The sequence below is a fragment of the Streptomyces sp. NBC_01408 genome (assembly GCF_026340255.1).
In the GTDB taxonomy this organism is placed as follows: Bacteria; Actinomycetota; Actinomycetes; order Streptomycetales; family Streptomycetaceae; genus Streptomyces.
Genome location: NZ_JAPEPJ010000001.1, coordinates 672153 through 686520, shown reverse-complemented (window position 1 = coordinate 686520; position 14368 = coordinate 672153). Strand labels below are relative to the sequence as shown.

The 14368-nt window shown below is 73.1% G+C and carries 11 protein-coding genes and 1 pseudogene; 9 read left to right on the top strand and 3 right to left on the bottom strand.

Annotated elements, in window-relative coordinates; all coding sequences use genetic code 11:
- Positions 1 to 328 precede the first annotated feature (328 nt).
- Both OG447_RS03135 and OG447_RS03130 read left to right on the top strand, forming a co-directional pair.
- Positions 329 to 1081, top strand: a complete 753-nt coding sequence (locus OG447_RS03135; RefSeq protein ID WP_266938732.1) for an RNA polymerase sigma factor — start codon at positions 329 to 331, stop codon at positions 1079 to 1081.
- Positions 1081 to 2208: a hypothetical protein gene (locus tag OG447_RS03130; protein ID WP_266934684.1), complete on the top strand. Its 1128-nt coding sequence runs from the start codon at positions 1081 to 1083 to the stop codon at positions 2206 to 2208. Before OG447_RS03135 ends, OG447_RS03130 begins: the two co-directional genes overlap by 1 nt.
- A 200-nt stretch (positions 2209 to 2408) precedes the next feature.
- Here the strand turns inward: OG447_RS03130 and OG447_RS03125 are convergent, their stop codons facing one another.
- On the bottom strand, positions 2409 to 3299 hold the full coding sequence (locus OG447_RS03125; protein WP_266934682.1) for a L,D-transpeptidase family protein: 891 nt from the start codon (positions 3297 to 3299) through the stop codon (positions 2409 to 2411).
- A 169-nt stretch (positions 3300 to 3468) separates the two neighbouring features.
- On the opposite strand from OG447_RS03125, the gene OG447_RS03120 reads away from it, so the two are divergent.
- Both OG447_RS03120 and leuE read left to right on the top strand, forming a co-directional pair.
- The gene (locus OG447_RS03120; protein ID WP_266934680.1) at positions 3469 to 5049 is read left to right on the top strand and encodes a methylmalonyl-CoA mutase; all 1581 of its coding nucleotides are present in this window, start codon (positions 3469 to 3471) and stop codon (positions 5047 to 5049) included.
- Positions 5050 to 5092: 43 nt separating this feature from the next.
- Positions 5093 to 5749, top strand: a complete 657-nt coding sequence (gene leuE / locus OG447_RS03115; protein WP_266934678.1) for a leucine efflux protein LeuE — start codon at positions 5093 to 5095, stop codon at positions 5747 to 5749.
- Here the strand turns inward: leuE and OG447_RS03110 are convergent.
- A complete protein-coding gene (locus OG447_RS03110) occupies positions 5742 to 7139 on the bottom strand; it encodes a polysialyltransferase family glycosyltransferase (RefSeq protein WP_266934676.1) in 1398 nt (465 codons plus the stop codon). The genes leuE and OG447_RS03110 overlap by 8 nt on opposite strands.
- Positions 7139 to 8119 carry a glycosyltransferase family 2 protein gene (locus OG447_RS03105; protein WP_266934674.1) on the bottom strand — a complete coding sequence of 327 codons (981 nt, stop codon included), beginning with the start codon at positions 8117 to 8119 and terminating at the stop codon, positions 7139 to 7141. The genes OG447_RS03110 and OG447_RS03105 overlap by 1 nt, the downstream gene beginning before the upstream one ends.
- Positions 8120 to 8295: 176 nt before the next feature.
- Here OG447_RS03105 and OG447_RS03100 point away from each other — a divergent pair, with 176 nt between their 5' ends.
- The 5 genes and pseudogenes from OG447_RS03100 to OG447_RS03080 all read left to right on the top strand — a co-directional run bounded on the left by OG447_RS03100 (position 8296) and on the right by OG447_RS03080 (position 14149).
- Positions 8296 to 9666 carry a DUF6716 putative glycosyltransferase gene (locus OG447_RS03100; protein ID WP_266934672.1) on the top strand — a complete coding sequence of 457 codons (1371 nt, stop codon included), beginning with the start codon at positions 8296 to 8298 and terminating at the stop codon, positions 9664 to 9666.
- Positions 9663 to 10172: pseudogene (locus OG447_RS03095) on the top strand (NTP transferase domain-containing protein); the annotation flags it as partial. The gene OG447_RS03100 and the pseudogene OG447_RS03095, both read left to right, overlap by 4 nt.
- A gap of 384 nt (positions 10173 to 10556) precedes the next feature.
- Positions 10557 to 11471 carry an N-acetylneuraminate synthase family protein gene (locus OG447_RS03090; RefSeq protein ID WP_266938731.1) on the top strand — a complete coding sequence of 305 codons (915 nt, stop codon included), beginning with the start codon at positions 10557 to 10559 and terminating at the stop codon, positions 11469 to 11471.
- A gap of 99 nt (positions 11472 to 11570) precedes the next feature.
- Positions 11571 to 12767, top strand: coding sequence for a hypothetical protein (locus OG447_RS03085; RefSeq protein WP_266934670.1), 1197 nt, complete (start codon positions 11571 to 11573; stop codon positions 12765 to 12767).
- Positions 12768 to 12904: 137 nt separating this feature from the next.
- Complete coding sequence (locus OG447_RS03080; protein WP_266938730.1) at positions 12905 to 14149, top strand: amidohydrolase; 1245 nt, start codon at positions 12905 to 12907, stop codon at positions 14147 to 14149.
- Positions 14150 to 14368 lie beyond the last annotated feature (219 nt).

The following is a 14368-nucleotide window of genomic DNA, read 5'->3' as shown; positions in this document are numbered from 1 at the left end:
CGCTATCGACGGGGCACGGGGTGTGTCGTACCCATTCGAGGATTTCACCCGGAAGTGAGCCGAAAGGATGAAGTGAGCACCGCTGACAGCAGGGAGAAGGGGAAGGCGACCGAGGCCGCCACCCCCCACAGGAGAGGCCCCGGTCGCCGTCCGTCACGGACTCGTGCGACAAGCCCGTACCCCTGTCAGCGCCCCGAGTGCGTTTTGTGTCACACCTCGCTCCGCGCAGGAATGGTTGCTCGTTGTACAACTCGTGGACGAAGGTGCTTGAAAGCCGTAACGTGCTGATTTGCGCCAGACGTACAGGACATTGAACGGGTTGGGGACTTTGCTGGGGGACGACGCGGAGCTGACCGCCGCGGTGCTCGCGGCACAGGACGGCGACGAGAACGCGTTCCGTGCTGTGTACCGCGCCGTGCACCCACGCCTGCTCGGATACGTACGCACGCTCGTCGGGGACGGCGACGCGGAGGACGTGGCCTCCGAGGCCTGGCTGCAGATCGCCCGCGACCTGGCCTCCTTCACCGGCGACGCCGACCGCTTCCGGGGCTGGGCCGCCCGCATCGCCCGCAACCGGGCCCTCGACCACATCCGCATGCGCGGCCGCCGTCCCGCCATCGGCGGGGACGAGACCGAGCTGACCGGCCGGGCCGCCGACTGCGACACCGCGGGCGAGGCCATGGAGGCGCTCTCCACCGGTATGACCATGGCGCTCATCGCGCAGCTCCCCCAGGACCAGGCGGAGGCCGTCGTCCTACGGGTCGTCGTAGGGCTCGACGCCAAGACCGCGGCCGAGACCCTGGGCAAGCGCCCCGGGGCGGTACGGACCGCTGCGCACCGGGGGCTGAAGAAGCTGGCGGAGCTGCTGAGCGCGCAGGACGTGAGGGGCGGCTTCGAGCCGGGATCCGGGCCGGGCGCGGAAGCGGAATCTCCGGTCGGCCATAATGCCGGTGGCCCGCCACGGGACGGCGGGGGCGGGAGGGATCTCGACGCCGTACCCGCGCAGCGCGGCCGTGGCGGGGGCCTAGTGGAACAAACCGGTGTGACGCATTCACGTTGGCGGACGCAGAAGGACATGTGATGGCCGACGAGCGCGACAGGTGGCTGGACGAAGCCGCGGTGGAGCGACTGCTGCGCGGCGAGCCGGTGGAACCTGTGGGCCCGGCCGCCGATCCCCGGGCGCGGGACCGTGCCGCCCGGCTGCGCGCTGCCCTCGACGCCCTGGCCGAGCGGCCGCCCGCCGGAGCGGAACTGCCCGGCGAGGCCGCCGCGGTGGCCGCCTTCCGTGCTGCGCGCGGGCCGGCCGTACCCCCGTCGGAGCGGCCCGCCGCGGCGTCCGGCCACGATGAACCCCTGGTGGCCCTCGGCCGCCCCCTCCCCCTGTCCGCGCCCCGCGGGCGCCGGCCCGCGCGGCCCGTCCGGTTCGGCCTGGCGGCCGCGCTGGCGAGCGTCGCGGTCGGCGGCCTGGCCGCGGCGGTGGGCGCGGGGCTGCTGGACGGGCCCCGGCACGACAGCGCGGGACCGGGTCCCGCGATGTCCGTCAGCGTCGACGGGGACCCGGAGCCCGCCGGCAGCCAGGACCCGACGCTCGGCCCGAACCTGCGGCCCACCCCGCTGCGGGACGGCGAGGGCGGGCCGCGCCTGACCGGCGGGCCGCAGACCCCGGGCGCCGACGGTTCCATGCCGCCGGGGACGGGAACGGCCGCCGGCGCGTCGTCCGGCGCGCCCGCCACCGGCGGCTCGGGCAAGGACGCCCAGGGCGGCCTGGGCGGCGGCGACGGCAAGGACGGCAACGGCGACCGGGAAGGCAGGGGCGACGGCGGGGACACCAACCGGGAGGGGTTCACCGCCGGCACCGACAAGGAACGCGACGGCGAGCGGGAGAGCCGCCTGCGGAACATCGACCTCTGCAGGGACTACCGGGCGGGCCGCCTGAGCGACGACCGCCGCGACCGGCTCGCGCGGCTCGCCAGCGGCGTGGCCCGGATCCCGCGCTACTGCGAGGCGATGCTGGACGGGCTGCGGGACGGCACCCGCGAGGGCGCCCCGGGCGAGACCGGCTCCGGCGGCACGGGGGATTCCGGCAGCACGGGGGATTCCGGGGCGAAGGGCACCGGCGACTCCGGGGCGAAGGGCACCGTACTGCGGGCGCCGCTGCTGGGCCCCGTGCTCTCGGGCGGTTCGACGGGCCTGTTCGGCGGCCGCTGATCCACGTCCCGGCCCCCGCGCTGACGTGCCTGTAACACTTTTCGAACTCGCGACGCAGTACAGATCGAGCCGACTGGTCATCGGCCGCGCATGAGCCGGGGTTCCCCCCGTACCCCTGGGCTCTGCGCAACCGGCGCGGGCGGGGCACGTTCCCCCGGCCCTGCCCGCGCCTTCAACTCACCTGGCCCGCCCTGCGGCGGTCACCAGTAGACGACCACCTTGTCGCCGACGTTGACCTGGTTGAACACCGCCGCCAGCGCGGCCTTGTCCCGGACGTTCACACAGCCGTGCGAGGCGCCGTTGTAGCCGCGGGCCGCGAAGTCGGCCGAGAAGTGCACCGCCTGGCCGCGACTGAAGAACATCGAGTACGGCATGGACGTGTGGTAGATCGTGGACGTCCAGACCTTTTCCTTGCGGTCCACCTTGAAGACGCCCTCGCGGGTCGGGGTGTTCTCCGAGCCGAAGCGCACGTCCATCGCCGAGACGACCTTGCCGTCGATCATCCAGGCGAGGGTGCGGCTCTCCTTGCTGATGCACAGGACCCGGCCCTCCATGCAGCGCGGGTCGGGAGCGTCCGGCTCGTTGACGGTCGGCGGGTTCAGCTCCTGCGCGGTGGGCTTCTTTGTGGAGCCCTCGATCTTCTTCCAGGTGGCCTCGTCGACCGATCCGGTGGCACCCAGGCCGTTCTTCGACTGGAAGGTCTTGACCGCGGCGGTCGTCTTGGACCCGTAGAAACCGGTCGGCGCCACGCTCATCAGCTTGAGCTGTCGCAGGCGCGCCTGGAGCTCGCGCACCTGCTCGCTCTCGTCGCCGTTCGCCATGACCGGCTTCACGGCCGGGGACGGCGAGGACGAGGACGAGGGCTGGGGCGACGGGGACGCCGGTGCGGAGGGGGAGGCCGACGCGGAGGGCGAGGCCTCCGCGGGCTTGTTGTCGTTCGAAGTCTCGGGGGAGGCGCCCGCCGTGGGCGAGGACGGGGCCGAGGAGGCGGAGCCCGCGGGCTGCGTCTTCTGGGGCCCGCAGGCGGTCGCGGCGAGTGCGACGGCGGTGGCCACTCCGAGCGTGCGGAATATGACTCTCTGGCGGTGCATTGCAGTCCCCCGATTTCTACGTCGTGTAACTAGGTGATGCCTGACGCGCGTGGAGAGTTGCAGCCCGCAGCGGGATGTTGCGCCATTGTGACCAGGAGCCGTCCGCCGTCTTTCGCGCAGACGGCCGCGTCACACCCCGGGCCCGGTCGCCCCTCTGGAGGATTGGTCGATGGCACGCACCGAGAGCGGAATCCCGATCGAACCCGTCTACGGGCCCGGCGACCTGACGGGGTGGGACCCCGGCGTCGCCCTCGGGGAGCCCGGCGACTTCCCGTACACCCGGGGGATTTATCCCACCATGTACACCGGACGGCCCTGGACCATGCGGCAGTACGCCGGCTTCGGTACGGCCGCCGAGTCCAACGCCCGGTACCGGCAGCTCATCGCGGGCGGCGGCACCGGACTGTCCGTCGCCTTCGACCTGCCGACGCAGATGGGCCACGACTCCGACGCCCCGCTCGCACACGGCGAAGTGGGCAAGGTCGGGGTCGCGGTCGACTCGGTCGACGACATGCGGACGCTGTTCGAGGGGATCCCGCTCGACCGGGTCTCCACCTCGATGACCATCAACGCGCCCGCCGCGCTGCTCCTGCTGCTCTATCAACTGGTAGCGGAGGAACAGGGCATTCCGGGCGCGCGGCTGACGGGCACGATCCAGAACGACGTGCTGAAGGAGTACATCGCCCGCGGGACGTACATCTTCCCGCCCGGGCCCTCGCTCCGGCTGACGGCCGACACCTTCCGGTACTGCCGGGCCGAGATCCCGAAGTGGAACACCATCTCCATCTCCGGCTACCACATGGCCGAAGCGGGGGCCTCACCCGCGCAGGAGGTCGCCTTCACCCTCGCCGACGCCGTCGCCTACGTCCGTACGGCGCTGGCGGCCGGGATGGCGGTCGACGAGTTCGCACCACGGCTGTCCTTCTTCTTCGTCGCCCGAACCACCCTGCTGGAGGAGGTCGCGAAGTTCCGCGCGGCCCGGCGGATCTGGGCCCGCGTCATGCGCGAGGAGTTCGGGGCGCGCGACCCGAAGTCGTTGATGCTGCGTTTCCACACCCAGACGGCCGGGGTCCAGCTGACCGCGCAGCAGCCGGAGCTGAATCTCGTACGGGTGGCCGTGCAGGCCTTGGCCGCGGTGCTGGGCGGGACCCAGTCCCTGCACACCAACTCCTTCGACGAGGCGATCGCGCTGCCCACGGAGAAGGCGGCCCGCCTCGCGCTGCGCACCCAGCAGGTCCTCGCCCACGAGACGGACGTACCGCACACGGTGGACCCCTTCGCCGGGTCGTACGCGGTGGAGCGGATGACGGACGAGCTGGAGGCGGCCGCCCTCGACCTGATGCGGCGCGTCGAGGACCAGGGCGGGGCGGTGGCCGCGATCGAGGCCGGTTTCCAGAAGGCGGAGATCGAGCGCAACGCCTACCGCATCGCGCAGGAGACCGACAACGGGGAGCGGGTGGTGGTCGGCGTCAACCGCTTCGCGCTGGAGCGCGAGGAGCCGTACGAGCCGCTGCGCGTGGACCCGGCGATCGAGGCGCGCCAGTGCGCGGCGCTCGCACGGCTGCGGGCGGAGCGCGACGCGGCGGCGTTGGACCCGGCGATGGCCGCGCTGCGGGAGGCGGCCGCCGGGACGGGGAACGTGCTCTACCCGATGAAGGAGGCGCTGCGGGCCCGGGCCACGGTGGGGGAGGTGTGCGGGGTGCTGAGGGAGGTGTGGGGGACGTACGAGCCCACCGGTTCCACATGGTGAAACCACTGGCGTGACAGGTGCTACCCCTGGGACACTCCTGGGCATGCTGGGTGTGACCGATCTTCCGACCTATCTCGCCGGCCTGGTGCTGATCATTCTGCTGCCGGGGCCGAACTCGCTGTACGTGCTGTCCGTGGCGGCCCGCCGCGGGGTCCGGACCGGCTACAAGGCCGCCGCCGGGGTGTGGACGGGCGACGCCGTGCTGATGGCGCTCGCCGCGGCCGGCGCGGCCTCGCTGCTCCAGACCAGCCCGCTGCTGTTCGGCATCGTCAAGCTGCTCGGCGCGGGCTACCTGACCTGGCTGGCCATCGGGATGCTGCGCGGAGCCTGGTCGCTGTGGCGCTCGAACCGGGCGCGGGCCGAGGTGGCCGCCGCGGTCGAGGCCGACGCGGGTGCGGGCGAGAACGAGCGGCCGTACCGGCGGGCGCTGCTGATCAGCCTGTTCAACCCGAAGGCCATCCTCTTCCTGATGTCCTTCTTCGTGCAGTTCGTGGACCCGGGCTACGCCTACCCCGCGCTGTCCTTCCTGGTGCTGGGCGGCCTGCTCCAGATCGGCAGCTTCCTCTACCTGACCGTGCTGATCTTCGGCGGTACCCGGCTGTCCGCCGCGTTCCGCCGCCGCAGGCGCCTGTCGGCCGGGGCCACCTCGGCGGCGGGTGTGCTGTTCCTCGGCTTCGCGGCCAAGCTCGCCGTCAGCTGAGGGCCCGGCGCAGCCGCCGGACCGCGCGGCGCACGGCCCGGCTCCTGGGCAGGAAGGACAGCTGGGCGGGGATGCCGCCCGGCAGGCCCAGGCCGGTCAGCCGACGGCGGGTGAAGTACCGCCAGGTGCGGTCGGTCAGGTGCGCGGCCAGGTAGGCCTCGGCGGCGCCCCGGCGCGCGGACAGGATCTGGGGCTGCATCGTGAAGCCGACGGCGGTCAGCAGGCCGGTCAGCTCCGCCCGCACCTGCGAGCGGTCCGGGAGGCTCCAGGCGCGGACCGCCTCGGCGTCCGCGAGGTCCGGCAGCAGGGCGTCCACCACGGCCAGCGGGACGCGGTTGCTGTTCGGGTACGGGGTCAGGCGGGCCAGTACGGCGTCGGTGCCGGTGCGGGCCACCGGGAGCCCGTACAGGGTGGCGGCGGTCAGCAGGCCCGTGGAGAAGCAGCCGACGACCAGCGCCGGGCGCAGCCGCTGGTAGAGGGTCTCGGCCAGGACCGGGGTGTCCACGACGGTCAGCCGGACGCCGAGGCGCTCGGCCTCCGCCTCCGCGCGGCAGGAGTACGCGGCCGGGGCGCTGGGGTGCGGTTTGAAGACCAGCTCCCGGTGGCCCAGGGCGTGGGCGCCGCGGACCATCTCCACGTGGAGTTCCTCCTCCTGCGCGGGGGTCATCAGGTCCAGCGCGGAGAGGTACTGGCCGAGGAGGAGGGCCGGGGCGGCGCCGTCTCCGTCACCGCCACCGTCACCGTCGGCGGGTCCGGCAGGTCCGGCGGGCGCGCGGGAAGCGGAGGGCGCGCCGGGGTCGGACCGTTCGGACAGTTCGGCGAGGACCTTCACGAACGACTCCGTGGGCACCAGTTCCGCCCGCACCCCGAACTCCGTCAGCAGCAGCGGTTCCAGTCCCGGCACCAGGTCCAGGTGCAGTACCCGGCGCACCCGCATCCCCAGGTGCGGGTCGAGGCGGAAGCGGGTGGGCCCGTAGCTCATCAGCCCGTCGGCGTAGACGTCGACGGCCGCGCCGGGGAAGAGCCGGCACAGGGTCTGGGCGGGCGGGACCTGGAGGGACTCCACGATCAGCTCGACGCGGTCCTCGCCGAGCCCCCACAGGGTGCGCAGCTGCCGTTCCCACAGCGGGACGTCCTCGGCGCGCGGGGCCCAGGTGCTCGGGTGCAGCGGCTCGATGACGCGGTTCCAGTCGAGGACCTCGTCGAAGCGGGTGCGCAGGGCCGCGAAGCCCGGCATGTCCGCGAGCCCCGGGGCGATCTCGGCGGCGACGGCGTGGTTGCTGGTCAGCAGGATCCGGCGGCCGGCCCGCGGGAAGCTGCCCGCGTCGATGCCCGCCGCGAGGGTGGCGGCCCCGTAGAGGGTGGAGGCCAGGAAGATCTGGACGGGCATCAGGCGGTCGCTCCCGACAGGGTGCGGCGGCTGCCGCGCAGGCGGCGCAGCAGGGTGGAGCGCTCGATGTCCATCGAGTCCAGGGCCCGGTCCAATACGTCCTGCGGCATGCGTCCGAGCGCGGCCGCGCTCATCGAGCGGAGTTTCTTGGCCACGGCCGGTTCGAACCTTTCGATGGACCCGACATGATGCGCGATAATTGCACAATATGTTCGGACGGCTTTCGGGAGCAGTAGATCGGATTCCCGGTCCGCCGCCGTGTCCGACAGGATTTGATCAAATGCGCGAATGAAATCGAGCTGCCGCTCGTCCCCGATCTGCGTCAACGAGGTGGAAACGCCGCGCCGGTAGAAGATTCCGGGCAGACCGACCGGGGCGAAGGACTCCGCCTCCCGGTGCAGCCGCCAGATCCACGGCCGGTCCTCCGCCGTCCGCAGCCCGTCGGTGAACCGCAGCACCCCGCGGTCCAGCAGCCGCCGGTGGTACATCCCGGCCCAGGCGTACGGATAGTCCACCGAGGTGGCCCGGTCGGCGGGCAGGATGCCCGTCCGCGGGTCGGCGACGACCCCCTGCGGGCCGTACGGGACGCGCTGCACGCTCCGCGCCCGGCCGGTGCACTGGACATGGTCGGTGCGGACGAAATCGCAGTTCAGCGCCTCTATGGCGGCGAGGGTCCGGGCGAGATGCCCCGGCGCCAGCCAGTCGTCCCCGTCCAGGAAGGCGAGGTACTCGCCGCGGGCCGCGTCCAGTCCGGTGTTCCGTGCGGTGGCCAGGCCGCCGTTCCGGTCATGTCTGAGGTGCACCGCCCCCGGCAGCTCGCGCGCCGCGCGCTCCAGCAGCTGCGGGGTCCCGTCCGTCGAGCAGTCGTCGACGAGCAGGAACTCGAAATCGTCCCGCGCGTTGAGTTCGAGACTTTTCAGGGCATCCGGTGCGTATGTCTGCACGTTGTAGAACGGCACGACAACAGAGAGCTTGGGCACCCGCGAGACGTTATGACGTCGTCCGGCATTCATCATGACCCGGATGCGTATTCCATGTGAACGGCGCGGGGCGGGCGCGTTAACCCGTGCGCTTTCGCATTTCGTAGACGCGTTGTTAACCCGCTGTTGTGCGTTCGTTGGGCCGATCACCGAATTTGCCCAATAGTTTCTGCCGCGTGCCAGAACGCAAGCGCGTAGCCGTACTCGCCGATTCCGATACGCGATGGAAATGGGGTGCACTCACCGCAGGCCGTCTCGTGCCCGACCACCAGCTCACCGGATTCCTGCTGCGCGGCCGCGCCACTCCCACCGCCCGCCAGCTCGGCGAAGTGGGGGTCCGCGCCGACCGGCTGACCGAGGTGACCTGCGCGCAGTTCCTCGCCGAGATCGAGCGCGAGCGCTACGACGTGATCGTCCTCGCCCTCGTCGGCGGCGCCGTCCAGGCCGTCCTGCACGGGGCCCGCGCCCTGTGGCCCGCGCCGGCCGAACGCCCCGTACTCGTCACCGGCTACGTGGGCGTCGTGTACGAGAAGCTCGCCGACGGACTGCTGCTGCGCCACGGCGCCGACCTCGTCCTCGCCAACTCCCGCCACGACGCGGAGCGCTTCCGCGCCGTGTACGAGGGAGTGGGCGCCGACGCGGGCGCCGTCACCGAGACCGCGCTGCCCTTCCTCGGCGGGGCGCCGTACGAGCCGGCCGGGAGCCGCGCCCACACGGTGGTCTTCGCCGTACAGCCCTCCGTGCCCGAAAGCCGCGCGGACCGTACGTACCTGCTGGAGCGGGCGGCCGGACACGCCCGGCTGCACCCGGAGCGGGAAGTGCTGATCAAGCTGCGCAGCAGACCGGGGGAGCACACCACACACCTGGAGGAGCAGCCCTACCAGCGGCTCGCGGCGAAGCTCCCCGGCGGGATGCCGCCCAACTGCCGCCTGGTCTACGGGAACATGGGCGAGGTGCTGGACGGTACCGACCTGCTGGTCACCGTCTCCTCCACCGCCGCCCTGGAGTCCCTGCACCGGGGCATCCCGACGGCCGTCCTCACCGACCTCGGCATCCGCGAGGCCCTCGGCAACCACCACTTCCTCGGCTCCGGCTGCCTCGCCTCCTGGGACCAGCTCGACTCCGGACTGCTGCCCCAGGGCGACCCGCACTGGCTGGCGGCCCAGGGCGTCCTGCCGGGCCCGGCCGCGCCGGGGCCCGCCGTACCCGGCCCGGACGCGCCGGCCGTGGGGCCCGACGCGGGCGCCGCGTACGACGCGTACGCCGCCGCCCGGGCGCGGGTCGCCGCGCTGGTGGGCGCCCGGCGGCTGCCGTCGCCCGCGCCCTACTACACGCTCACCACCGCCCCCGGCTACCTGCCCGGGATCCTGGCCCGCCACCACCTCGCCCCCGACGGCACCCCGCTGCCCGGTGCGGCCCGCGAACCGGAGGGGCAGTCCCGGCTGCGCCGCCGGCTCCGCGCCCACCTGCGCGAGGCGGCCCGCGGGGCGTACCGGCACGGCGTCCAGCGCGTGGCGCCGGTGATCCGCCGGCTGGGGGAGCTGTGAGCCCCCGGGCGGCGTCCGCCGCACAGGCACCGGCACCGGCACAGGAACCAGCACCGGCACAGGAACCAGCACCGGCACCGGCACAGGCCCTCCCCGCGGCGGCCGACGCCGGACCGCACACCGCTTCCGGCCGGGGCCCCCGGGTGCTGGCCGTGATCCCCGCGCGGGGCGGCTCCAAGGGCGTCCCCGGCAAGAACCTCGCCGAGGTCGCCGGCACCCCGCTGGTCGCCCGCGCCGTCCGCGCCTGCCTGGCCGCGCCGACCGTCACGGACATCGTGGTCTCCACGGACTCCGAGGCCATCGCCGCCGCGGCCAGCGCCGCCGGAGCCGACGTGATCGCCCGGCCCACCGCGATCTCCGGTGACACCGCGAGCAGCGAAGCCGCCGTACTGCACGCGCTGGCCGCCTTCGAGGAACTGCACTCGCTCACCGTGGACGTGGTCCTCCTGGTCCAGTGCACCAGCCCCTTCCTCACCGCCTCCGACGTCGAGTCCGTCGCCGCCGCCGTGGCGTCCGGGGCGGCCGACGCGGCCCTCACCGTCGCCCCCTTCCACGGCTTCCTCTGGCGGCAGGACGCCGCCGGGGCCGGGACCGGGGTCAACCACGAGAGCGCGTACCGCCCCCGCCGCCAGGACCGGCCGCAGGACCTGCTGGAGACCGGCGCCGCCTACGCCATGGACGCCGCCGGGTTCCGAACCGCACGCCACCGCTTCTTCGGCCACACGCTCCCCGTCACCACCGACCCCGCGCGGGTCCTGGAGATCGACGACCCGCACGACCTGGCCCGAGCCCGCCTCCTCGCCCCGCTGTTCGAGGACGCACACCCCGACCCGCACACTCCGCACACCCCACACCCCCCGCACATCCCGCACCGAAGGACGTCACCTGCCATGACCGCCACCGCCCACGCCCACGCCCGCCTGCGGACCTTCGGACCGCGCACCGCCGGCCCCGGCCGGCCCGTCTACGTCGTCGGCGAGATCGGCATCAACCACAACGGTGACCTCGGCAACGCCTTCGCCCTCATCGACGCCGCCGCCGAAGCGGGCTGCGACGCCGTGAAGTTCCAGAAGCGCACCCCGGAGATCTGCACCCCGCGCGACCAGTGGGACATCGAGCGCGACACCCCCTGGGGCCGGATGACCTACATCGACTACCGCCACAAGGTCGAGTTCGGCGAGGACGAGTACCGGGCCATCGACGAGCACTGCGCCAAGCGCGGCATCGACTGGTTCGCCTCCCCGTGGGACACCGAGGCCGTCGCCTTCCTGGAGAAGTTCGACGTCCCCGCGCACAAGGTGGCCTCCGCCTCCCTCACCGACGACGAGCTGCTGCGCGCCCTGCGCGCCACCGGCCGCACCGTCGTCCTCTCCACCGGCATGTCCACCCCGCGCCAGATCCGGCACGCGGTGGAGGTGCTCGGCAGCGAGAACATCCTGCTCTGCCACGCCACCTCGACGTACCCGGCCAAGGCGGAGGAGCTCAACCTGCGGGTGATCAACACCCTCCAGGAGGAGTACCCCAACGTCCCGATCGGCTACTCCGGCCACGAGACGGGCCTGCAGACCACCCTCGCCGCCGTCGCCCTCGGCGCCACCTTCGTCGAGCGCCACATCACCCTCGACCGCGCGATGTGGGGCTCCGACCAGGCTGCCTCCGTCGAGCCCGGCGGCCTGACCCGCCTGGTCCGCGACATCCGCACCATCGAGACCGCCCTCGGCGACGGCGTCAAGCGGGTGTACGACTCCGAGCTCGGCCCCATGAAGAAGCTCCGCCGCTTCCAGGGCGAGCCGGTGGCCGTCTGACCCCTGGGGGTGTCCTGCCGGTCGGGCCGGGCCCGACCGGCAAGGCACCCCCCCGCTGTCCGGCGCGTACGAGTCCCGCCCCCAGACGAGGAGTTCCCGGTGACCCCTTCAGCCCACACCCTGGCGTTCGTCGAGAGCCCGGTCCAACTCCTGAACGTGCTGGAGTGGGCTCATCTGCACCCGGCCGACCCCTCGGCACGACTGCTCGACGGCGTCCCCAGCCAGCCCGATCGCCGCGTCGGCCAGGCGGGGGCGGCGGGCGCGGACGCGGGTGCCGGCCCGGCGGTCGGCCCGGCCGCGGCGGTCGGCGGACCGGCCCGCCTTCGGATCGTGGTCCTGCCCCCGACCGACCCGATGTCCCGGGGGCAGCTGCGCCGGATGGCGGGACTGGCCCGTGACGAGGGCCACGAGGTGCGCTGGCAGGAGGCCCGCGGCGGCCGGCTCGCGCCGCTCAGGGCGCTCGCCGCGCTGGCGCGTGACGTACGCGCGGCGCGCCGGGTCGTCATCGGCGACCCCTTCTCCCGCTACGTCCAGCTGCTGCTGACCCTCGTACGGGCCGAGGAGCTCGTCGTGGTCGACGACGGCACCGCCACCATGGAGTTCGTCGCCCAGACCGGCCGCGGCGAGCGCCTCGTACGCTGGCACCGGGTCGGCGGCGGAGGACCGGCCGCCCGCGTGCGCGAGCTGGCCTACGCCCCGGTGTCGGCGACCGCCCGGCGGCGCTTCACCGCCGCCGGGGGCGGCGGGCGGCGGGTCGAGGTGTTCACCTCGATGCCCGTCACCGTGCACGGCGCGATGACGCTGCGGGTCAACGAGTTCGCCTGGACCCGCGACCGCTTCGGCCCGCCGCGGCTGACCAAGGGCACCGACCTGGTCGGCACCTCGCTGGTGGAGACCGGGGTGGTGGACCCGGCGCGCTATCTGGCCGCGGTGCGCGCGCTCACCCGGGAGCACGGCGCGACGCGCTACTTCGCGCACCGCCGGGAGTCCCCGGAGAAGCTGCGGGCCCTGAGCGAGGCGACCGGCCTGGAGATCGTCCGTCCCGACCTGCCGCTGGAGCTGATCGCCCGGCGCGGCCCCGTCGGTCGTACGATCGTCAGCTTTCCGTCCACAGTCGTCCACACGCTGCCGTACGCACTGACCGGTACCGGTGTGACGGTCGCCGTATGCGATATCGACCCGGACTGGCTCACCGGGTCCGCGTCGCCGCGGGCCCGCAGCTTCCTCGCCGGGGTCACCGACACCGCCCGTGATGTGCGCAGACTGCCTGCCCAGGCGGCTCCGGCGGCCGGATGAGCGTGCGAGTTTACCCGCGTGCCCGCCCGGTCATGCGTCCGGAGGCCGGGTTTTCTTCCCCTAACGGCATGAACTTTTCGTGATCTCCAGCCAGTTGGCCGGTGGGTGCGCCTACCCTTCAACGGGTGAACCAGTTGATGTCCCGCGAGTCCCAGACCGCCCTGCCCGGTAAGACCGACCGGCCCGAGCTGCCCGGCAAGCTTCCGGACCACCTGCGTGCCGAACTGATCGCCTTCCGACGGGACTTGCACATGCATCCCGAGCTCGGACACCAGGAGTTCCGCACCACGGCGGCGATCAAGGCCCGGCTGGAGAAAGCCGGCCTGCGCCCACGGGTGCTGAAGTCCGGCACCGGCCTGATCTGTGACGTGGGGGCGTGGGACGGGGTACGGCCGATGCTGGCCCTGCGCGCGGACATCGACGCCCTGCCCATCCCGGACGCCAAGACGCACGTCGCGTACCGCTCGACCGTCCCGGACCGCGCGCACGCCTGCGGCCACGACGTGCACACCGCGACCGTCCTCGGGGCCGGCCTGGTGCTGGCCGAGCTCGACCGGCAGGGCCTGCTGCCCCGGCCGGTGCGGCTGCTGTTCCAGCCCGCCGAGGAGGTGCTCCCGGGCGGAGCCACCGAGGCCATCGAGGCGGGGGTCCTGGACGGCGTGGGGAAGATCATCGCCGTCCACTGCGACCCCCGGGTCGACGCCGGCCGGATCGGACTGCGGGCCGGCCCCATCACCTCGGCCTGCGACCGGCTGGAAGTCAGCCTGTCGGGCCCCGGCGGACACACGGCCCGGCCGCACCTGACCACCGACCTGGTGACGGCCGCCGCGCGCGTGGCCCTGGACGTACCGGCCGTACTGGCCCGCCGGATGGACGCCCGCTCGGGGATGTCGGTCACCTGGGGGCGGATCGAGGCCGGGCACGCCTGCAACGTGATCCCGATGCACGCCGAGCTGTCGGGCACCATCCGGTGCCTGGACCTGAACGCCTGGCACGAGGCTCCGGACATGATCCACGCGGCCATCGACGAGGTGTCGACGATGCACGGGGCCAAGTTCGAGATCAACCACGTGCGCGGGGTGCCGCCGGTGGTCAACGACCCGGTGGTCACCGAACTGCTCCGCGAGGCGATGGCCGCCCGGTGCGGAGCCGAATCGGTCGAGGACACCGAGCAGAGCCTGGGCGGGGAGGACTTCTCCTGGTACCTGGAGCACGTCCCGGGCGCGATGGCCCGCCTCGGGGTGCGTACCCCCGGTGACACGGCCAAGCGCGACCTGCACCGGGGCGACTTCGACGTGGACGAGGACGCGATCGCCGTCGGCGTGGAGTTCTTCACGGCCGCCGTCCTGCTGGACGGCCGCCGTGCCAGGCCCGTCGGGTAAAGCTCCGGTACAGGAATCGGCAGTCCCGCGCCGGTGGTGTCCAGCCCTTGGTACACAAGGGCTGGGTGCCTGGGGAGTTACGAATCGGTCACTGTCCGGTTCGCGACGATCCGATAACGACTGATGAACGGGCCTTTAACTGACATCTACGCGCGTTACGATCGCCGCGAAACCAGCGCCGGTCGTGGCGCTTCGGTCAGGTTTTGAAGGAGCCTCCCC

What these genes read in the sequence shown, in the direction of transcription:
- OG447_RS03090 (WP_266938731.1), top strand. Translation starts at nt 10,557, where the DNA reads ATGACCGCCACCGCCCACGCCCACGCCCGCCTGCGGACCTTCGGACCG.
- OG447_RS03120 (WP_266934680.1), top strand. Translation starts at nt 3,469, where the DNA reads ATGGCACGCACCGAGAGCGGAATCCCGATCGAACCCGTCTACGGGCCC.
- OG447_RS03110 (WP_266934676.1), bottom strand. Translation starts at nt 7,139, where the DNA reads ATGCCCGTCCAGATCTTCCTGGCCTCCACCCTCTACGGGGCCGCCACC.
- OG447_RS03125 (WP_266934682.1), bottom strand. Translation starts at nt 3,299, where the DNA reads ATGCACCGCCAGAGAGTCATATTCCGCACGCTCGGAGTGGCCACCGCC.
- OG447_RS03130 (WP_266934684.1), top strand. Translation starts at nt 1,081, where the DNA reads ATGGCCGACGAGCGCGACAGGTGGCTGGACGAAGCCGCGGTGGAGCGA.
- OG447_RS03080 (WP_266938730.1), top strand. Translation starts at nt 12,905, where the DNA reads ATGTCCCGCGAGTCCCAGACCGCCCTGCCCGGTAAGACCGACCGGCCC.
- leuE (WP_266934678.1), top strand. Translation starts at nt 5,093, where the DNA reads ATGCTGGGTGTGACCGATCTTCCGACCTATCTCGCCGGCCTGGTGCTG.